The sequence below is a fragment of the Bradyrhizobium sp. B120 genome, assembly GCF_049075665.1.
GTDB lineage: Bacteria > Pseudomonadota > Alphaproteobacteria > Rhizobiales > Xanthobacteraceae > Bradyrhizobium.
Map to the genome: position 1 here is coordinate 6,581,664 of NZ_CP185242.1, position 18,234 is coordinate 6,599,897.

Genomic DNA, 18,234 nt, shown 5'->3' on the forward strand with positions numbered 1-18,234 from the left:
TGTTAGACGAATTCGTCGAAAATTTTGTGCGTGCTCAAGCACCGTCTGTGGGCAGTCTCACTCTGTGAGGGTAGTGTGATCGTCACAAACAAGGAGGCACGGTCCGTGACTCCAATCACACGGGATCATCGTCGATGAGCGACCTCGTCATCCGACATATGCGGCCGGACGAGATCGCGCTCGCGATCGACTGGGCCGCCGCGGAGGGATGGAATCCCGGTCTCGCCGATGCGCCCTGCTTTGCCGCCGAAGATCCGCAGGGCTTCTTCATCGGCGAGCTGGACGGCCGGCCTGCGGCGGTGATCTCCTGCGTCAATTACGGCGCGCATTTCTCCTTCCTCGGCTTCTATATCGTGCGTCCGGATCTGCGCGGCCGCGGCCATGGCCTGAAGATCTGGAATGAAGCCATCGCGCATGCGCATCCGCGCGTGATCGGGCTCGATGGCGTGGTGGCGCAGCAGGCGAACTACCAAAAGTCCGGCTTCGCGCTCGCTTACGCCAATGTGCGCTACGGCGGCACGGTCGCAGCACCCTCAGCACCGAACGCCGGCATCGTCGCGCTGGCCGATCGGCCGATCGCGCTGGTCGAGGCCGATGACGCTACGGTGTTTCCCGCACCGCGCCCGGCGTTCCTGCGCGCCTGGATCAATACGCCGGGACATGTCGGGCGCGCGCTGATGCGCGACGGCAGGCTGGCCGGCTGGGGTGTGATCCGTCCGTGCCGCACCGGCCGCAAGATCGGTCCTCTGGTTGCCGACGACCGCGCCAGCGCCGAGACCATCCTGTCCGCATTGCTCGCGAGCGCAGGCAGCGGCGAGATTTTCCTCGATGTCCCCGCGGTCAACCACGACGCCGTGGCGCTGGCGCAAAGCCTGGGGCTGTCGCCGGTGTTCGAGACCGCGCGGATGTACACCGGCGCGATCCCGCCATTGCGGATCGATCGCGTGTTCGGCGTTACGACGTTCGAGCTCGGCTAGAGGAGCCCGTGCGTTCAAATGACGCATGCTCGCAAACGCGGTTCCTGTGAAACGGCTCATAACGCGATCATTCAACGATGGAATACACCTCTGGTTGAGCGAGAGAGCCAGTTCGGCGCACTTCCGCGCGCTGCGCTCGTCCGCAACAGAAGGAGGTGTCGCATGGCGTTCCTGTTTTTCAATTTCCGCAGCATGGGCCTCAGCGAGGCACTCGCCAATGTCGGCGAGCTCAAGGGCGTCGTCGCCAACACGCTGAAGCAGAACGGCTTCACCGATGTCGTCAATACCCAGTCGGAGGTCGCCGGCAACAAGAACGGCGTCCGCGTGTCCATCCTGCATCTGCACAATGTCGATCGGCAGTTCTGGCAGGTGTTCATGGCCGGCGGCGATACCGCGGCCACCAAGCAGACGCTCGACGACGTCGTGAACAAGGTCGAGCACCTCGCCTTCCTCTAGAGCCTTCGGTTCTGACTGAACCGGAGCTCTGGAGTCGTGCAAATCCCCGCGGGCAAGCCGCGGGGATTTGCGCTCCCCTAGTTCGCCGCCGCGTTGACCCGCGGCGCGGCGACGTTGTCCTGCTCCAGCTCCTCGGGCAGTCCGGCGAAGCGTCGCAGCGCCTTCGCCATCTTCACGCGGCCGCTGACGCCGGTGATGATGACGTCGACCATCACGAACGACGAGTGGAAGTGGCCCTGCGCCTTGAGCTGCTCGACCTTGACGCCGGCTTTCGCGAGCGCGTCGCCATAGGCATTGCCCTCATCGCGCAGCGGATCGAACTCCGCAGTCGCGATGAACGCCGGCGGCAGGCCTTCGAGCTTGCCGCGCAACGGCGCGACGCGCGGATCGGTGCGGTCGGCCGGCGAACAGTACAGGTCCCAGAACCAGAACATCAGGCCGCGGGTCAGGAAGTAGCCGGCCGCGTTGTCGACATAGGACGGCCGGTCGAACGAGGAGTCGGTGACCGGGCAGATCAAGAGCTGGCCCGCGATCTCGGGCCCGCCCCGATCGCGCGCGAGCTGGCAGGTCACGGCCGCGATGTTGCCGCCGGCGCTCCAGCCTGCGACCAGCACCGGCCCTGCCCTGCCGCCGAGCTCGGCGGTGTGGGCTGCGATCCAGCGCGTCGCCGCATAGCCGTCCTCGGCCGCAGCCGGGAAGCGATGCTCGGGCGCGTGGCGATAGCCGACGCTGACGATGATCATGCCGGTGCGCCGGCACAGATCGCGGCAGAACGGATCGTCCGACAGCTCGTCGCCGAGCACCCAGCCGCCGCCGTGGAAATACACCACGATCGGATGCGGCCCCGGCGTCGCCGGCCGGTAGAGCTTGTAGGGCAGCGGACCGTCGGCGCCCTGCAGCATGCCGGTGCCGACCTCGCCGACCGGACGACCGGCAGGACGGCCCCTGTTGAACTCGTTGAGGAAGTCACGCGCGCCCTGCGCGCCCATCGTCTCGATCGGCGGCAGGTTCATCTCACCGAGCATGCCCAGCACCAGCCGCACATCCGGCTGCAAACGCACCACCTCGCCGTCATTGCACTGCTCGGCAACGCCCGGACCCGAGAGCTTGAAGCCGAGCATGCCGCGCCCGACCACCTCGTTGCAGATGCTGCGATACGGACCGACGCCGCCGGTATAGGGCATCACGCCCTGCGGCTTGCCGGGCACGTTGGCGCCCGTGTACCAGGTGTTGGCGAGCCGATGCAGCGTCAGCGTCGCGCAATCGGCCATGTGGCGTTCCCAGCCGGCCTGCGCGGTCTCGGTTGCTTCCATCGTGGTAAAGCCGGCGTCGCGCAGCGCGGCGATGCGGTCGACCACCCAGTCGACATGCTGCTCGATCGACACCGCCATGTTCGACAGCACCGACGGGCTGCCGGGACCGGTGATCATGAACAGATTGGGGAAGCCTGCGACGGTGACGCCGAGATAGGTCTGCGGCCCGTGCGCCCAGACATCCGACAGCGACTTGCCGCCACGGCCGGAGATCGGATGCACCGCCATGATCGCGCCGGTCATCGCGTCGAAGCCGGTGGCGAACACGATGACGTCGGCGTCGAAGCTGCGCTTGTCGGTCGAGATGCCGCCGGCGGTGATCGCCTTGATCGGCTCCTGCCGCAGATTGACCAGCGTCACGTTCGGACGGTTGTAGGTCGCGTAGTAATTGGTATCGAGGCAGGGACGCTTGGCGCCGAACGGATGATCGTGCGGGGTGAGCGCCGCGGCCGTCTCCGGATCCTTGACCACGGCACCGATCTTCTCGCGGATCAGATCGCCGACCAGCCGGTTGCCGTCGACATCGACCGCCTGGTCGGCCCAGAGCTGGGTCAGGATGTGGACGAGATCGCCGGCCGCCCACGCCTTCTCGAACCGCTCGCGGCGTTCGGCGTCGCTCAATTGCCAGCTCACCACGGTCTGCTGCGGATACGGCACCCCGGCCATCGACCAGCGCGCCTGGTCGCGATAGGCCGCGCGGTCGGTCTCGAAGAAGCTCTTGCGATCTTCCGGCGCCGGACCGTTGCCGGCGGGCAGTGCGAAGTTCGGCGTGCGCTGGAACACGGTGAGCTGCGCGGCCTGCTCGGCGATCAGCGGGATCGACTGAATGCCCGACGATCCGGTGCCGATCACGGCAACGCGCTTGCCCTTCAGGTCGACGCCCTGGTGCGGCCAACGGCCGGTGAAATAGATCTCGCCTTTAAAATCCTTGACGCCGTCGATCTCCGGCGGCTTCGGCGACGACAGACAGCCGGTCGCCATGATATAGTGGCGGCACGAGACGTTGGCGCCGTTGTCGGTCGCAATCTGCCAGCGCGCGGTCGCATCATCCCAGGTCGCCTGCGTGACCTTGGTGCCGAACCTGATGTCGCGGCGCAGATCGTAGCGGTCGGCGACGAAGCCGAGATAGCGCAGGATTTCCGGCTGGGTCGCGTACTTCTCCGACCAGGTCCACGCCTGATCGAGTTCGGGATCGAACGTGTAGCTGTAGTCGATGGTCTGGATGTCGCAGCGCGCACCGGGATACCGGTTCCAGTACCAGGTGCCGCCGACATCGGCGCCCTCTTCGAGCGCAACAACCGAGAAGCCCGCCTTGCGCAACCGATGCAGCAGATAGAGACCGGCGAAACCGGCGCCGACGACCGCGACGTCGACCTGCTGCGTGGTTCCGCTGTGCGTGGAGTCCGAAGCGCGTGCTGCAACTGCTGCGTCTGGCATGCCATTCCTCCCGGATGTTTTGATTTGACGGAAGGCTAGCCCTGCGTTTTCAGTTTGTCATCACGACAAACGCAATCTGAGGTCGCCGCAATTATGGCGTGCGCGGCCTGGAGCAAGATGCGTAGCGTGTGGACGCAAGTGGTGACGACGCAATGGGTACGAACGGCGCCACACACTTCGATGTCGTCCCGGCGAAAGCCGGGACCCATACTCCGCAGCGGATGTTGTGGACGCGACTCGTCGTTCCACCGAGGCGCAACAATGACCATCGGTGGTTATGGGTCCCGGCTTTCGCCGGGACGACACCGAATATTTGGTCCCGCTTGTGGATCACGAACTCACTTGTTCTCAGAATAACTGGACCCGCATTGTGCGCTACACCGACCGCATCAAGCCGCCATCGACCCGGATGTTCTGGCCGGTGATGTAGCCCGCGCCGTCGGAGACGAGGAAGGCGATCGTCGCGGCGATCTCCTCCGCCTTGCCGTAGCGCTTCATCGGCACGCTGTCGCGGCGCGCGTCGGTTGCCGGCAGGCTGTCGATCCAGCCGGGCAGCACATTGTTCATGCGGACGTTGTCGGCCGCGTAGCTGTCGGTGAACAGTTTTGTGAACGCGGCCAGCCCGGCGCGGAACACGGCGGAGGTCGGAAACATCGCGCTCGGCTCGAAAGCCCAGGCGCTGGAGATGTTGACGATCGCGCCCGACTTCTGCGCCTGCATGTGCGGTGCGACGAGCCGTGTCGGGCGGATCACGTTCATCAGATAGACGTCGAGACCGGTATGCCACTGCTCGTCGGTCAATTCCAGCACGCCTGCACGCGGGCCGTGGCCGGCGCTGTTGACCAGCGCATCGATGCGGCCCCAGCGCGCCATCACGCCGTCGACGGCGCGCTTCAGATCGTCGTTCGAACGGTTCGAGCCGGTGAAGCCGATGCCGCCGAGCTCGGCGGCCAGCGCCTCGCCCTTGCCCGACGACGACAGGATCGCAACGCGAAATCCATCTGCGGCAAGCCGCCGCGCCGCCGCCGCTCCCATGCCGCTGCCGCCCGCGGTGACGAGTGCGACCTTCTCTGTTGTCATGATCGAGATCCCATTGATGACGAAACTGACCCAAGGTCTATCATCAGGGATCGCGCGGCGCGACAGGCGGGGCGGCGCTCAGGACGAGGTCGCGGCGAGCGCGATCAAGCCGACAAAGACGCCAAGTGGCACAAGATGAGAAAAATCACGGTGGCGAAGAACGGTGAAAACCACGGCCGCAATGATGGCCACCCCAAGCACGAGGCCAGCAACCCGACTGACGGGAATTGCAATCAGAACCGCGCTGATCATCTCCAGTCCACCGGTCAAAATGCCCCACCAGCGCGGGTAGCCCCACCGAGCGAAATCGCTTTGCGTCGCCGACGTGCTGATCGCGTTGAAGAGGCCTGCGCCAAAGAAGCCGGCGGCGAGCAGCCAGATTGAAAGAGCATGCATCATCTCAGGGCACTCCAATGATCAGACGCATGGCCGCAAGGACCATGATCACCGCCGTGAGACCGTGAATGCCGAAGGCGCCTTTGGTGGAGCCTTTCGCTGCAAGAATGAGCAGCATATCCCCGATGGGGATGATGGCTTCAACCAGCAGGATGATGCCGACCTCGCGCGGCGCGCCGAACACCATGAACGCCAAGACGGCCAGTCCCGCCACAATGTCGCGCACCCCCTTGAGTCGAAGCCACCAGGCGATGTTGGTGCCATTTTCAGGAAGCGGCAGGCCGAAACTGCGTGTCGCGGTTGTCGGGCTCGCGACATAGAGGGTGCCGATCGCGATAATTCCCAGGGCCAGCAGCAACCCCGTTCCGAGCGCAAGCCAATGCATCACCCGTCCTCATCTAGCTTAAGAACAATATCTAGCACTGCTAGATATATAGCATTGCTAGAATGTCAAGCATCGGTATGATATTGATATATCTGGGCCTTCCAGGTGCGGGAGATCGAGGATTGGGTACCACGGAGCGAAAAGGCAGGGACCGGGCTGCGCGCGAGCATCGCATTGTCGCGGCAGCGCGGGCGATCGCAGAGCGCGAAGGATGGGATGCCGTTACGGTCCGCCGTCTCGCCGACGAGATCGAATATAGCCAGCCTGTGCTCTACTCACATTTCAAGAACAGGGATGCGATTGTTGCGGCAGTTGCAGTCGAGGGCTTCAAAGAACTCACGGTCGCACTTCGCGAAGCAGCGAGCGGATCGACAGGACGAAACGCCCTCAAGAATGTCGCCCTGGCCTATCTCGCCTTCGCGCTGGATCGTCCCGCGCATTACGACGCCATGTTTGTCCTGCCAACGGATTTGCGGTTCGCCGAAGCTGGCACCAGACCCGAACTGCGGGCCGGTTTCGAAGCACTCGCGGCGGTCGTCGCGCCGTTTTGCGTCGAGGTAGCTGATGTGACCGAGACTTTTTGGGCAGCCCTTCATGGGCTCGCTGCACTCGAACGTTCAGGCAGAATTCGGCCCGGCGCGCGCAACGAGCGCATCGCGCTAATTGTGCGAGCGATCGTCGTGTCAGGAAAAAGCCCGCGTACTGGCGGCTGAGGCCGCTCGGTCGAAGGACTGTTTCGGCGCATTGGGATGATGGCTGTGCGCTTATGAGTCTACACGCTCACCTGCCGCGCCGCGTCCCACTACTTCCGGAACACCTGCTTCGAACAGGCGTCGAACCTGGCCACTGGCCGGTCCATCTGCCACAGTTCGACATCATGGCGGTCGACAAGACGGCTGGCCGATGTGACGGCCTGATCGTCATCGCTGCAATCCATGTTGACCACGCCGATGGATCGGCTGTGCGGTCCGACGATATAGGCGCGATACGTCGTCATCTTCGTTCTCCGGCTGTTGCCGCGAAGATGAGCGCGAGGGCGTAGGAATTCGAGAACAGCCGTGACGGGATCTTATAAAGACGGAATAGGCGCCCGCCCCGAACAGTCCACCACGCGCGGCAGGCCGCTCGAGACCGCCGTCAGGCCGGCGCGCCGTTCTTGAGCAGCTTCGTCAGGGCCGCGACCAGCTCGTCGGGCGAGAACGGCTTGTTGAGGAGCACGCTGTCCGGCACGCCCCGGGTCGGCCATTCGTCGCCGCCGCCGCCGGTGATGTAAAGCACAGGGAATGACGGATCGATCTCGCGGGCGCCGCGCGCCACCCGCCAACCATCGAGCCGGCCAAGCAGGCGGATGTCGGTGACCAGCGCACTGTATTTGGTTCGGAACGCCTTCAGCAGCGTCAGGGCTTCCTCACCCGAGCCTGCGATCGCCGGCTCATAGCCGCCGTCCCTCAGGGCGTCCTCTACCATCATCTGAAGATCACGATCGTCTTCGATGACGAGAATGATCGGCACGTCTTGCAAAGCCATCCCCCAGAAATCAGCCGGGTGCGCCCGGTTCAGCGAGCATATGCAGCAAATAGTGGCTACCGTTTGCACGGCACCCCCAGTACAAATACGGGTATCAGACGCGTCCCTATTCGTCGGCGAATTCGTCTTCTTCGTTGACCCCCGCCTTACCCCGCGGAGCCGGCTTTCTGCCGCCAAGCGATCCTGTGACATAAGGTTCGCGCGCTGCATAGGGGCTACGGCCGCCGGCGCGCGCCGCGACCTCGTCGCCGGAGACGGCGGCGGGCTGGCAGATCAGACGCCGGCTGGCCCGGCGCATCAGATCCACATGGATGTGGTCGTAGTGATAGACGTTGGAACCCGGCGCCAGCACCGTGGTGAATTGCTGGCAGGCGGCGGCCTGGACATCACGCAGGAAGCCCTGCTCTTCCGGCAGGCCCTTCCAGCCATCCTTCACCGAGATGCGTCGGCCGTCGGAGAGCGTGAAGGCCGCGATATCGAGCGCATTGCCGAAGGCGTGCTCGGAAATATGCGCGTGCGAATTGCCGTTCATGCCGCGGCAGGAATAGGCCGAGATCTGCTTGATCTCGACGACGCGCGCGCCGAACCAGCGCTGCGCCGCCGGCTGCACGGAATCGGCGAGCCAGCGCTCCAGCACCGAGACGATCGGACACGCCAGCGTTGCTGCAGGCTTCACTGCAACCGGACCGACCGTCATCACCGGATTGCCGTTCGACGGGCCGAGCCGTGGCGGCGGTGGCGCGCCTGGCGGTTGCTGCGAATACGGCGCAGGTGAATAAGGCGCGGTCGCGCCCTCGCGCTGCGGATTACTGCGCAGGCCCGGATAATAAGGTCGCTCGCCGCTGGCATCGGGCGAGCCGTCCGGCGGCAGATCGATCTCGCCCTGCTGCGGCGGGACGCCGGGCGCCGACAGCGACACCGGTCCGTTCGGTTGGCTGCCATAGTTCGGCTGGCCGACGGCCTGTTCGGGGTACGGCGCCTGCGCGGGCGGCGGGCCCGGCTGACGATTGATCGGCCAACGCGGCTGGTTGCCGACCGACGCCGGTGGACGCAAACTGTCGTCGGCAAATCCGTAAGCCGAACCGGCTTCGCCGAGCGCGGCGACCTTGAGCGGAAACTCGGCGCCGCAGACGCCGGGGCCGGAAATCGGATCGATGCGGACGAGGTCCGGGCCTTCCTTGACCGCGCCTGATTTCAGGCAAGCGGCCTCGGCCTCGGCCCGCCACGGTTCGCGCTCGGCAGTCTGAAACAGACCGCGGCCGCAACCAGCAAGCGACACAAGGACAAGGGAGCCGACGAGATACAAACGAACTCCACGCGTCATGGCGCGGAGGTTCTGCGAATTTGATTAAAGACTCTTCAACGCATTTCGACTGATTGATTTCAGGTGTCTTTAACCATGCCTCGGAACCCGGCAGGGCAATTCGCGCGACCGCATCGATTTCGTTGTGTCATCAACTGTGGCGAATGCTCCGCATCACGTCGCAGTGGAGCGACGCCACCGCATTGTTGTGATCGAGAAGACATGGAGGTTCCATATCCTGCGGTATCGTCATTCACCTCTTGATTGTGTTTCCAAGCACCACAATCCTGCTGAGATCCGACAGACGGTATCCGGGACCGGCACCCTGACCGCAACCCGCAACGCCGCGGAATTTATTTGCGGGTGCTTCAACGCCTTGATTCGCCGCCTGTTTGAGCCACGCATCGCAATGCGGCATTGCAGGGGAACAGCGAGCTTGGCAGCAAGGCTGACTTTTTCGGCCAGGAACCTCTTGCTAGCTTTTGCGTTAGTGCGGGCAGCGTTGTGAGCCAAGGGAGCTTACCAATGGATTTCGCGAGTCCTCTGCTGAGCAAGCTGAGCATTGTGGCCGCGTACATCGCGTTCGCCTTCGTCGGCGCCATCATTCTCGGCGTGTTCTAAAGCATTCGACCAGGCCATGAGTTCAGCGCCCGGCGGCCGCCCCCGCCGGGCGCTTTTGGTTTTCTCGTCGACGCTACCACCCCGTCACCCTGAGGAGCGCGAAGCGCGTCTCGAAGGGTCGACGGCCACCAGCCGGGCCGTTCATCCTTCGAGACGCCCGCAAGCGCGGGCTCCTCAGGATGACGGTGATAGACTGCACATCGCCTACCCTCAAAAATTCGAGCAGCTCGATCCGGTGATGCCGCCGATCGTAAAGTCGTGGCAGACGAGGCCGGGATTGTCGGGATCTGGGTAGCCGTCGTCGCGACGGCGCGGCTCGCGAATGGTATGGCTGAAGCGCCAGCCGCGGGTACGCATGCAGCTCTTGTATTGCCGCGACGTCGGCGTGCCGTTCTGCGGCGCGCCGAGCTCTGCATCGCAGACCGCGGCGTCGGCATGCAGCGCGTCGTCGCCGCGCTTCTGTTTTGACATGTTGGTGTAGATGTCGTTGTCGGCATGGGCGGCGGCGACGCTGCCGGCGAGCAGCAGCGCGACCAGGCTCAGGCGTTTCATGTTTGCCTCCATCGCTTGCGAGGACAGTGCTGACCTCCATCGGTCGCGCGCGAGGCGGCAAACGGTTCGAAGGCATCCGGTTACAAATTGGACAGCTGCGCGTTCAGGAGCGCGGCTCGCCCCGGAGTTGCCCCTGCGTGATCACGCGCTGCCGTGGATGCGAGACGCGGACCCAGTCGGCGCCGGTGCAGTAGACGCGGCCGAGCGCGCAGGACGAGACCCGCAGCCTGTCGGCGCCCTTCAACTCGATCGTGCCGTAACGGATGTTGCCGCTGTCCTGGCTGGTGACGCCGCCATTCCAGCGCGCCTCCGTCTTCGGCTTCATGTTGATCAGCACCGCTTCACCGAGATCGCGCGTGGTCCTGTCGAGCGCATAGCCGCACAGCGCCGTGCCGCAGCGCCGGATGCGCACCAGATTGTCGGCTTCGGTCTGCCAGTCGCCGACCGGACCGTCGTCGGGTTCGTCGGCCTCGCGCGAGACGCGTATCACCGGCGGAGCCGGACGCGCGGGCACCGCGGCGGGCGGCGGAGGCGGAGGCGGAGCTGCGACGTCCGGCGGTGGCTGCGGCGTCATCACCCGCGGCGGCGACGGTGCAGACGGTGGCGGAGCGGCAGCAGGCGCGACTGGGGCGGGCTTGTACACGATGATCGGTGGCGGCGCAGGAGGCGCTGCCGGCACGGGCGCGGGCAGCGCGCTCACGGCCGGCGTGGCAGGGATCGCTGCCATTGTCGCCGGCGCGGGCACCGGCTTCAGCGTGCGGCCATTGTCACCGCCGTCGTCGCGCCTGGAGCCGCTCGAGACCGAGACGCAGGACAACGCGCGGCAGCGCGTCGAATCCAGATGGACGCGGTGGCCGCCAATCGAGAACGAGATGCCCGCGCCGGCATGGGCGAACGGCGTGAACAGCATCAGCGCGACGAGCAGGCAGAAGCGCTTCATCGAAGCCTCCAAAACATCCGATGACGCTAGAGGCGCCGTGCTCGCGGCGCAGTGATCTCCGTCACCGTGGCGAGCCATGCGGCTTCGCCCGGCAACGTGATGCACATCACGGAAACGGGAGCCGGCGGCACGTAGCGTCCGGACCAATCGATCCAGCCCCGCTCAACGCCATGGAGACTCAAGATGAAGAAGCTCGTTGCGATCGCCGCGCTGCTGATGGCCACCACATCGGCGCATGCCGGCGGTACCGGCATCACCTTCCAGATCGACGGCCAGCGCATCCATGTCGAGGCGCCGCGCAATTGCAGCGCGCTGTCCTGCATCCGCATCTCGGCGCCGGGCTACAACGGCACGATCGGCGGCATCAGCAAGAATCTCGGCTCGAAGTCCGACGACGATGACGATGTCGCCTCGACGAGCTCGCCGTCACCCGCGCCGCCGGCCGCACCTGCACCTTCACTTGCGCCGGTTCAGGCCGCTGCGCCGCAGCCGGCCGCTGCCGCGGTCCCGCCGCCTCCGCCGCCCCCTGCGCCACCGGCAATGGTTGCGACCACGGCCCCCGCGCCGGTTGACGCCGCACCCGCTGCGCCTGCACCGGCCCCGGTCGCCACGCAGCCCGCGCCGCAGCCGCAAGCCGCTCCGGTTGCCGTCGCACCTGCACCGGCGACCGGACCGATCGGCGTCTGGGCCACCGAGGAGAACAAGGGCAATGTCCGCGTCGAAGCCTGCGGCACCAATCTGTGCGGCTATTCGGTGAAGAGTAACGAACGCATCCTGATCAACATGAAGCCCGACGGCAGCAAGTGGAGCGGCCGCATCCACGATCCCGACTCCGGCCGCAACTACGACTCGACGATCGCGATGAAGGGCCCGAACGCGATGCGCGTACAGGGCTGCGCCTTCGGCGGCATGTTCTGCGGCGGCCAGACCTGGAAGCGGGTCAGCTAGGCCTTCGATCTCCGAGAAGGAACCGGTTGGCGTACCTCATCACGGCCGTCGTCCCTGCGAAAGCAGGGACCCATACGCCGCGGCGGATGTGATGAACGGGACTTGTCGTTACAGGGCGTTCGACAATGCCCATTGGTGGTTATGGGTCCCTGCTCCCGTGCGCAATTGCGCACTAGGCAGGGACGACACCGAGTTTGTGCATGGGGCGGTGTCCAGGTGATTGCCGGTCCGGCGGTCGCTTCATGTCGATCGCCGGACGCGCTATAAGCGTCGCCGTGTCGAGGTTGAACGAACCTGCGGGCGGCTTGCGATGGCGATGACGGCTCTTGAACTCGGTCTGCGGGGCGCGGTGGTCGCGCTGTTCCTGGTGGTTTGCGCGGTGCTGCTGCTGCGTTACGCGGCGGTGCATCGCGCCGCGCATCTCGGTGCCGCGATGGGCGTTGCCGGCGCCGCCTACGCGATCACGACCGCACCGTTCTTTCCCGCATCGTCATTCGGCTGGAGCTCTCCGTTCATCGCCTTCGCGATGGGCTCGCCGGTGATCTTCTGGCTGTGGGCGCGCGCGATGTTCGACGAGCGGTTTGCCCTGCGGCCCTGGCACGCGGCGGTATGGACGCTGGTCGCCGGCCTTGGCGTCGTGAGCCACAATTGCTGGACCATCTGGCCCGAACTCGCCGGGCCGTGCGGCCGCGCCCTGGCGCTGGCGACGATCGCCTTCGCCGGGCTCGGGATCGCGCAAATTCCGAAGGGATGGCGCAGCGCCGTAACGACGGCACGCGGCCGTATCCGGATCGCGCTGCTGATCGGCATCGGCCTTCAGATGATGTTCGCCGCCGCGGCCGGGCTCGCCGCGATTCCGACCCGTTCCATCAGCCTCAGCGCGGCGCTCGCCCTTGCCGCGTTCGCGCTGATTGCGATCTGGATGATGCTGTTCGATCCGCCCGAGAGCCAGCCGGCGGTTGCCGGCGCCGGCGGCGGAAGGGGCCAGGCCGCACCGGTCGCGCGTTCGCTCGCCAATGCCGGCCCGCCCGCCTCCAGCCAGGCCGCGCTCAATCACCTCAAGCATCTGATGGCGACCGAGCGGACCTACCGGCAGGAGGGGCTGACCATCGGCGTCTTGGCGGTCAAGCTCGGCATGCCGGAATACCGGCTGCGGACGCTGATCAACGACGGGCTCGGCCACCGCAACTTCAACGCCTTCCTCAACCGCTATCGGCTCGACGAAGCCAAGGCGGCGCTCGCCGATGCCGGCCAGGCCGAGGTGCCGGTGCTGACGATTGCGCTCGATGCCGGGTTCCAGTCGCTGGCGCCGTTCAACCGCGCCTTCAAGGCGGACACCGGGCTGACGCCGACCGAGTTTCGGCGCCGGGCGGCGGCTGCGCAAACCACGGACGCTGCGGAAATCGCTCGGTCGGAGTGAGAATTCACTCCTCGATTTCAGAAATCGATAGGCTTGCGGCCCCACAATCTGCCTAGCTGTGCCGACACGAGCGCGGATCGCGCCACGGCAAGCGGAGTTTGACGGCCGATGAAGCATTTTTTCACCGCGGCAAGATTGCTCGCCCTCGACCTGGCGTCGACCCTTGTCTTTCTTGTTCTGTTCCTGCTGACCCACAACACCGCGCTCTCGGTCGGTATCGGCATCGCGTTCGGCGTCACGCAGATCGGCATCCAGATCGTGCGCGGGAAGCGGATCGACACCATGGAATGGCTCAGCCTGTTCCTGGTGGTCACCGCCGGCACTGCGACATTGCTCACGAATGACCCGCGCTTCGTGCTGTTCAAGCCGAGCGTGATCTACGCCATCGTCGGCGTCGTGATGCTGAAGCGAGGCTGGCTCAACCGCTACCTGCCCGAGATTGCGCAGACCGTCGTGCCCGACGTCGCCGTCATGGTCGGCTACGTCTGGGCCGCCCTGATGTTCACCTCCGCCGCCGTGAACGCCTTCGTCGCGCTGACCTGCGAGATCACGACATGGGCTGTGGTGATGCCGATCTTCGGCATCGTGAGCAAGATCGTGGTGTTCCTCGGCGGCTTTGCCGCGCTTCGGCTGACCGCCAGACGCCGCATCCGCGCCATGCCCGAGGCCCAGCGCGAGGCCGTGCTCGCGCTCGAGGGGGCTCCGGCGGCGGCGACACCGTAGGCGCTGACGTTACCCGTCGGCGTGTGGTTAACGAAACAATCCGGCGTGCGACGAAACCATTTTGCCGTGCGCACGAAGAATTGCCGAAACCAAGCCTGCCTCATGATGGCCTCGACGACGCGCTGCAACGGCGCGCTCACCACAAGGGGGACATCATGGCTTTCACCGCTTCGACGCTTCGTCACGGCAAACTGCTGGCGGCAACCGCGTTCACGTTCGGTCTCTTGACCTCGGCGTCCTATGCCTACACCGACGAGCAGCAGCAGATGTGCACTGGCGATGCGATGCGGCTGTGCAGCTCGGAAATCCCCGATGTCGATCGCGTCACCGCCTGCATGGTCCGGCAGCGCGCGCTGCTCAGCGACGGCTGCAAGGCGGTGTTCCACTACGTGCCGCCGGCGACCGCCGCGCAGCCTGCAAGCTATGCGCCCGCGGCCAAGCCGGCGAAGCCACTCAACATCACTCCCCACAAGCGCGGCTAACCAAAACCCCAACAACGACCGAGCGCCGCGCTTCCTTCCGGGAGTGCGGCGCTTGATCGTTCGGGGCCGCCATGACAACAAGGCAGACCCGTTCATTCGGCATTCAGCCTGACGCGGCTCAATTGCCGATCCCCAATGCCTCCCGGGAATCAATGGTGATGCGCCGCGCCTTCCTTTACGCGCTCCTGCTTGGTGCCGGCGTCACGATCGGTTGGCATACAACGGCCAATGCCGCACCGGACCTGACGCAGCTCGCGCAAGCGCAGCCTGGACAGGCACCCTCAACCGCCCCGGCGCCGAGCGCGACACCGTCAACGCCAGCGCCTGCCACGCCTGCACCCGCTCCGGCCGCCGCGCCGCAGGCCACCGCGCCCGAGCCGATCGGCAATGTCGCGACACTGACCGGCACCGCCACGATCACGCGCAACAACACCACGACGCCGCTTCAGATCCGCGACGACATCTTCGCCAATGACGACGTCGCAACATCGGCGACCTCCTCGCTCGGCATCACCTTCAACGACGGCACCACGTTCAACCTGCGGGCCAACGCCAGGATCACGATCGACAATTATGTCTACGAGGACGGCGGCCAGCAAAACAGCGCGCTGTTCAACGTCGCCAAGGGCACGGCGGCGTTCGTCGCCGCCGCCGTCGCCAAGACCGGCGACATGAAAATCTCGACGCCGACCGCAACGCTCGGCATCCGCGGCACCACCGGCCTTGTCGAGGTGCCCGAAGGCGCGACCGCGACCAGCAACAATGTCGGCATCAAGCTCTATCCCGACGCCGACGGACACGTCGGCCGCATCGAGGTCAACGACCGCGGCGGCGCCTCGCTCGGCGTGCTGACACGCGGGGCGAGCGGTTTTGCGATTCGTCCCGGCACCGGCGGCGCGCGCTTCGCCGCGGTGCCGCTGACGATCTCGCCGCAGCAGATGACGCGCGATCAGGGTTTCGTGCGCGCGGTGCATTCCGCGCAGACGCTGGGCCGCCAGGTGGTGACCGAGCAGCGCGACTTCCGCCGCGCCAATCCCGACTTCCGCAGGGCCAATCCGGCCGCGCCCTATCCGAACCGCGGCCAGCCGGTGCAGCCGAACCCGCAGCGCCAGAACGGCCTGCCGGGCCAGAACCGCAACGCGCCGCAGCAGCCTGGTCAGCAAAACCGTCCGGGCCAGTTGCAGCAGCCCGGCCAGCCGAACCGCCCAGGCCAGCCGCAGCAACCGGGCACGCGACCGGGCACACCTGGCCGGCAGGGCTCGCAGCAGCAGCCGGGCACGCAGCAGCAAGGCGGCGCACAACACGCGCTACCCGGCCAGCCCGGCGGCACGACGCTGCCGCACACGCCCGGCGTCCAGACGCCAGCCGGACAACGGCCTGCGGGACAACAGCCCGCGCGCCAAGAGCCCGCGCGTCAGGGCGGCGCGACACAACCCGGCGGCCAACAATCGCCTGCACGTCAGGGCGGCTTGCAGCCCGGACGCACACCGGTGCCGGGCGGCGTGCGCCAGCCGGGTCAACCGGGCGTGCCGCGGCAGGGCGCGGCCCAGCCTGCGCCGCCGACACCCGGCCAGACGCGGCCCGGCATTCAGCAGGCTGCACCGGGTCCGCGTCCGGGCATACAACGGCCCGCAGTGCAGGCACGCCCCGCCTTCCAGCTACGGCGTGCACCGCCGCCGCGCGCCGCGAGGCCGCCGCCCAAGGACAAGCGTCACAATTGATCGATCGCAGCAATGTCATGCTCACCTGAGCTTCTCGGACGAGCTTCTGCGATCCAACGCGCGAGCGTGGCACCGGCGAGAACGCCGGCACCACACTCCAATCGACGAACTGCAAACCGCAGATCAGCCCTGCCTGGTGATAACAGCTTCCAGATATTCGCTGGGGATGACCAGCGTTCCATCCTTGGCGACATTGAACTGGTCCATCAGGCCGAACAGGTCGGCGGCGAGCATCTGCTGCTTGACGGCATCGATCGATCCGAAGGCTTTCAGCACCGGACCGTAATAGGTGCGGAAGATGTCGAGGAAATGCTCGCGCGACCTGTAACGGAAATTGAAGTGCTTGCGCTTGGCGTCAACCGCCGCCTGCGGGCCGAACAGCACGGCAAGGTGCGCCTCGGTGCCCCATAGCGCGGGAGATTTCACGCCAGGCGCCGGCGGCACATATTTGCCGATGGTCTTGAACACCTGGCCGATGAAACCCTCCGGTGTCCAGCTCGCAAGGCCGATCTTGCCGCCGATGCGGCAGACACGGCGCAATTCGTTTGCCGCCTGCTGCTGGTCGGCGGTGAACATGACACCGAAAGTCGACAGCACGACGTCGAAGCTCGCATCCGCAAACGGCAGCTTCTCCGCGTCCGCTTCCTGGAACGTAACCGGCAGCCGCTCCGCGGCCGCCCGCTCGCGGCCGCGCTCGAGCAGCGCTCCGACGTAGTCGGTCGAGACCACGTCGGCAAAACGCCGCGCCGCGGCCAGCGTCGCATTGCCGTTGCCGGCGGCGACGTCGAGCACCATTTGATTGCTCCGCAGGTCGACTGCCTCGCAGAGCATTTCGCCGACGATCTGAAGCGTGGTGCCGACGATCGCGTAGTCGCCCGAGCTCCAGGTGGCTTGCTGGCGCGCCTTGACGGCGGCGAGATCGACGGTGGGCATTTCGGTCTGAACGTTCATGTGTATCTCCTTCTGAAAATGTGTCGTGCGGCTGGCGGCGAACCCGCTGGCTTCGCCTGAAGTCCGCGAGTTGCGCCAAAGGGCGTCGTGCAATGACGTCAATGTGCTGCGAGCTAGCTGCGATGGTCGAGAAGGGCCGGGATGGTGGATGCGGCAACGATGCTCCAATCCGAACGGTGCCTGCAGCCGTGCCCACTGCGCTGAGACCAAACCGCCCGCTGCGCCTGAGCTGCACCGTGCTCCCGAACCACAGGCTCCTCCGCTCGCGTGAACACGGGTGACGACAGACCCGCGATCATCAGCCCGAGCAGCGCGCTTCGAATGATCGGCCGAGAGCCGCGGTTGCCGGCGCTCCTCGACCGCCCGCCGCCGAGATTGCGCGACATCAGGCAATTTGCCTGCCGCTCGCGGCGTGCAAGCATCCCCGCGACCGACTGATTGACGACCCGGCGGATGCGCAAAAGCAGAATGGAAAAATGCCTTCGCACCGGATTGTAGAAGGACTCCATGAATGAAATCGACATCATTGTTTCCTTGATCGAAGTGTGATGGCGCCCCGGATAATGGTTGGGCCGGAATGCGCCATGCGACGCCTCGCAGGCGTCATTCGGCTGCAATGGGCGGTTGGACGGGATCACCACGCACCACCACGGTGGTCGCGACCTTGTAGAATTCCTCACCCGGCATGCCGACGCAGCGCGCGTGATCCCGGATCGAGTCACCGTCACGCGCCTCGTAGATGCAGAAAGTGCCAATGCGACCATCTGCCTCATGCACGACGTAGCTGCGGATCCAGCGGACGCGGTCCGGCATCTGCTCGTCGCCGATCCTGGCGGACGTTGCGCCGGCAAGCTCCAGCTCGCCCATGTTTGCCCAGGCGCTCGGACGGCGAATGACATAGAGTTCCATCGAAATCTCCTCAGTTTACGACTGTTGGACGGCGGGCCACGATGATCTCGGGCCATGATGAGCTATAGGCGCTGTCGATGCCGACTGTCCTTA

20 protein-coding genes are annotated in these 18,234 nt (G+C 65.8%); 8 read left to right on the plus strand and 12 right to left on the minus strand.

Annotation, left to right across the window (positions count from 1 at the left end; genetic code table 11):
- The first annotated feature begins 134 nt into the window (after positions 1 to 134).
- The gene (locus ACOIX3_RS30565; RefSeq protein WP_420965673.1) at positions 135 to 977 is read left to right on the plus strand and encodes a GNAT family N-acetyltransferase; all 843 of its coding nucleotides are present in this window, start codon (positions 135 to 137) and stop codon (positions 975 to 977) included.
- A gap of 162 nt (positions 978 to 1,139) precedes the next feature.
- Positions 1,140 to 1,433, plus strand: a complete 294-nt coding sequence (locus tag ACOIX3_RS30570; RefSeq protein WP_092115942.1) for a hypothetical protein — start codon at positions 1,140 to 1,142, stop codon at positions 1,431 to 1,433.
- A 77-nt stretch (positions 1,434 to 1,510) separates the two neighbouring features.
- Here ACOIX3_RS30570 and ACOIX3_RS30575 read toward each other — a convergent pair whose 3' ends face one another.
- The 4 genes from ACOIX3_RS30575 to ACOIX3_RS30590 all read right to left on the minus strand — a co-directional run bounded on the left by ACOIX3_RS30575 (position 1,511) and on the right by ACOIX3_RS30590 (position 6,044).
- Positions 1,511 to 4,183 carry a flavin-containing monooxygenase gene (locus tag ACOIX3_RS30575; RefSeq protein WP_420965674.1) on the minus strand — a complete coding sequence of 891 codons (2,673 nt, stop codon included), beginning with the start codon at positions 4,181 to 4,183 and terminating at the stop codon, positions 1,511 to 1,513.
- 375 nt (positions 4,184 to 4,558) lie between these two features.
- Positions 4,559 to 5,263, minus strand: a complete 705-nt coding sequence (locus ACOIX3_RS30580; protein ID WP_420965676.1) for an SDR family oxidoreductase — start codon at positions 5,261 to 5,263, stop codon at positions 4,559 to 4,561.
- 78 nt (positions 5,264 to 5,341) lie between these two features.
- Positions 5,342 to 5,662, minus strand: a complete 321-nt coding sequence (locus ACOIX3_RS30585) for a DoxX family protein (RefSeq protein ID WP_420965677.1) — start codon at positions 5,660 to 5,662, stop codon at positions 5,342 to 5,344.
- 1 nt (position 5,663) lies between these two features.
- Complete coding sequence (locus ACOIX3_RS30590; protein ID WP_420965678.1) at positions 5,664 to 6,044, minus strand: DUF4267 domain-containing protein; 381 nt, start codon at positions 6,042 to 6,044, stop codon at positions 5,664 to 5,666.
- A 122-nt stretch (positions 6,045 to 6,166) separates the two neighbouring features.
- Here ACOIX3_RS30590 and ACOIX3_RS30595 point away from each other — a divergent pair, with 122 nt between their 5' ends.
- The gene (locus ACOIX3_RS30595; RefSeq protein WP_420965679.1) at positions 6,167 to 6,757 is read left to right on the plus strand and encodes a TetR/AcrR family transcriptional regulator; all 591 of its coding nucleotides are present in this window, start codon (positions 6,167 to 6,169) and stop codon (positions 6,755 to 6,757) included.
- Positions 6,758 to 6,846: 89 nt separating this feature from the next.
- On the opposite strand, the gene ACOIX3_RS30600 is transcribed toward ACOIX3_RS30595, so the two are convergent.
- From ACOIX3_RS30600 to ACOIX3_RS30620, 5 genes are all read right to left on the minus strand, one after another.
- Positions 6,847 to 7,041: a hypothetical protein gene (locus ACOIX3_RS30600; RefSeq protein WP_420965681.1), complete on the minus strand. Its 195-nt coding sequence runs from the start codon at positions 7,039 to 7,041 to the stop codon at positions 6,847 to 6,849.
- A gap of 140 nt (positions 7,042 to 7,181) precedes the next feature.
- Positions 7,182 to 7,565: a response regulator gene (locus ACOIX3_RS30605; RefSeq protein WP_212310576.1), complete on the minus strand. Its 384-nt coding sequence runs from the start codon at positions 7,563 to 7,565 to the stop codon at positions 7,182 to 7,184.
- Positions 7,566 to 7,677: 112 nt separating this feature from the next.
- A complete protein-coding gene (locus ACOIX3_RS30610; protein WP_420965683.1) occupies positions 7,678 to 8,895 on the minus strand; it encodes an extensin family protein in 1,218 nt (405 codons plus the stop codon).
- A gap of 810 nt (positions 8,896 to 9,705) precedes the next feature.
- On the minus strand, positions 9,706 to 10,047 hold the full coding sequence (locus tag ACOIX3_RS30615; RefSeq protein WP_420965685.1) for a hypothetical protein: 342 nt from the start codon (positions 10,045 to 10,047) through the stop codon (positions 9,706 to 9,708).
- 103 nt (positions 10,048 to 10,150) lie between these two features.
- Complete coding sequence (locus ACOIX3_RS30620) at positions 10,151 to 10,987, minus strand: DUF2147 domain-containing protein (RefSeq protein WP_420965686.1); 837 nt, start codon at positions 10,985 to 10,987, stop codon at positions 10,151 to 10,153.
- A 183-nt stretch (positions 10,988 to 11,170) separates the two neighbouring features.
- Between ACOIX3_RS30620 and ACOIX3_RS30625 the strand changes: the two genes are divergently transcribed.
- From ACOIX3_RS30625 to ACOIX3_RS30645, 5 genes are all read left to right on the plus strand, one after another.
- Entirely contained in the window at positions 11,171 to 11,935 is a 765-nt protein-coding gene (locus ACOIX3_RS30625; protein ID WP_420965687.1) for a DUF2147 domain-containing protein, read from the plus strand.
- A gap of 310 nt (positions 11,936 to 12,245) precedes the next feature.
- Positions 12,246 to 13,355, plus strand: a complete 1,110-nt coding sequence (locus ACOIX3_RS30630) for a helix-turn-helix domain-containing protein (RefSeq protein ID WP_420965690.1) — start codon at positions 12,246 to 12,248, stop codon at positions 13,353 to 13,355.
- 108 nt (positions 13,356 to 13,463) lie between these two features.
- Positions 13,464 to 14,078: a septation protein IspZ gene (locus ACOIX3_RS30635; RefSeq protein ID WP_420965692.1), complete on the plus strand. Its 615-nt coding sequence runs from the start codon at positions 13,464 to 13,466 to the stop codon at positions 14,076 to 14,078.
- A 155-nt stretch (positions 14,079 to 14,233) separates the two neighbouring features.
- Positions 14,234 to 14,560 (plus strand): hypothetical protein, encoded by a 327-nt coding sequence (locus ACOIX3_RS30640; RefSeq protein WP_420965693.1) that lies wholly within the window; start codon positions 14,234 to 14,236, stop codon positions 14,558 to 14,560.
- A 158-nt stretch (positions 14,561 to 14,718) separates the two neighbouring features.
- Positions 14,719 to 16,281 (plus strand): FecR domain-containing protein, encoded by a 1,563-nt coding sequence (locus ACOIX3_RS30645; RefSeq protein ID WP_420965694.1) that lies wholly within the window; start codon positions 14,719 to 14,721, stop codon positions 16,279 to 16,281.
- A 123-nt stretch (positions 16,282 to 16,404) separates the two neighbouring features.
- Here ACOIX3_RS30645 and ACOIX3_RS30650 read toward each other — a convergent pair whose 3' ends face one another.
- From ACOIX3_RS30650 to ACOIX3_RS30660, 3 genes are all read right to left on the minus strand, one after another.
- The gene (locus ACOIX3_RS30650; RefSeq protein WP_420965695.1) at positions 16,405 to 17,232 is read right to left on the minus strand and encodes a methyltransferase domain-containing protein; all 828 of its coding nucleotides are present in this window, start codon (positions 17,230 to 17,232) and stop codon (positions 16,405 to 16,407) included.
- 113 nt (positions 17,233 to 17,345) lie between these two features.
- Positions 17,346 to 17,756, minus strand: coding sequence for a hypothetical protein (locus ACOIX3_RS30655; protein ID WP_420965696.1), 411 nt, complete (start codon positions 17,754 to 17,756; stop codon positions 17,346 to 17,348).
- Positions 17,757 to 17,835: 79 nt separating this feature from the next.
- Positions 17,836 to 18,141 carry a nickel-binding protein gene (locus ACOIX3_RS30660; protein WP_212310798.1) on the minus strand — a complete coding sequence of 102 codons (306 nt, stop codon included), beginning with the start codon at positions 18,139 to 18,141 and terminating at the stop codon, positions 17,836 to 17,838.
- Positions 18,142 to 18,234: the final 93 nt, after the last annotated feature.

Coding starts and splice junctions, on each gene's coding strand:
- ACOIX3_RS30585 (WP_420965677.1), bottom strand. CDS start 5,662: ATGATGCATGCTCTTTCAATCTGGCTGCTCGCCGCCGGCTTCTTTGGC.
- ACOIX3_RS30600 (WP_420965681.1), bottom strand. CDS start 7,041: ATGACGACGTATCGCGCCTATATCGTCGGACCGCACAGCCGATCCATC.
- ACOIX3_RS30650 (WP_420965695.1), bottom strand. CDS start 17,232: ATGAACGTTCAGACCGAAATGCCCACCGTCGATCTCGCCGCCGTCAAG.
- ACOIX3_RS30660 (WP_212310798.1), bottom strand. CDS start 18,141: ATGGAACTCTATGTCATTCGCCGTCCGAGCGCCTGGGCAAACATGGGC.
- ACOIX3_RS30640 (WP_420965693.1), top strand. CDS start 14,234: ATGGCTTTCACCGCTTCGACGCTTCGTCACGGCAAACTGCTGGCGGCA.
- ACOIX3_RS30635 (WP_420965692.1), top strand. CDS start 13,464: ATGAAGCATTTTTTCACCGCGGCAAGATTGCTCGCCCTCGACCTGGCG.
- ACOIX3_RS30615 (WP_420965685.1), bottom strand. CDS start 10,047: ATGAAACGCCTGAGCCTGGTCGCGCTGCTGCTCGCCGGCAGCGTCGCC.
- ACOIX3_RS30655 (WP_420965696.1), bottom strand. CDS start 17,756: ATGTCGATTTCATTCATGGAGTCCTTCTACAATCCGGTGCGAAGGCAT.
- ACOIX3_RS30645 (WP_420965694.1), top strand. CDS start 14,719: ATGCGCCGCGCCTTCCTTTACGCGCTCCTGCTTGGTGCCGGCGTCACG.
- ACOIX3_RS30570 (WP_092115942.1), top strand. CDS start 1,140: ATGGCGTTCCTGTTTTTCAATTTCCGCAGCATGGGCCTCAGCGAGGCA.
- ACOIX3_RS30630 (WP_420965690.1), top strand. CDS start 12,246: ATGGCGATGACGGCTCTTGAACTCGGTCTGCGGGGCGCGGTGGTCGCG.
- ACOIX3_RS30625 (WP_420965687.1), top strand. CDS start 11,171: ATGAAGAAGCTCGTTGCGATCGCCGCGCTGCTGATGGCCACCACATCG.
- ACOIX3_RS30580 (WP_420965676.1), bottom strand. CDS start 5,263: ATGACAACAGAGAAGGTCGCACTCGTCACCGCGGGCGGCAGCGGCATG.
- ACOIX3_RS30590 (WP_420965678.1), bottom strand. CDS start 6,044: ATGCATTGGCTTGCGCTCGGAACGGGGTTGCTGCTGGCCCTGGGAATT.
- ACOIX3_RS30565 (WP_420965673.1), top strand. CDS start 135: ATGAGCGACCTCGTCATCCGACATATGCGGCCGGACGAGATCGCGCTC.
- ACOIX3_RS30575 (WP_420965674.1), bottom strand. CDS start 4,183: ATGCCAGACGCAGCAGTTGCAGCACGCGCTTCGGACTCCACGCACAGC.
- ACOIX3_RS30620 (WP_420965686.1), bottom strand. CDS start 10,987: ATGAAGCGCTTCTGCCTGCTCGTCGCGCTGATGCTGTTCACGCCGTTC.
- ACOIX3_RS30610 (WP_420965683.1), bottom strand. CDS start 8,895: ATGACGCGTGGAGTTCGTTTGTATCTCGTCGGCTCCCTTGTCCTTGTG.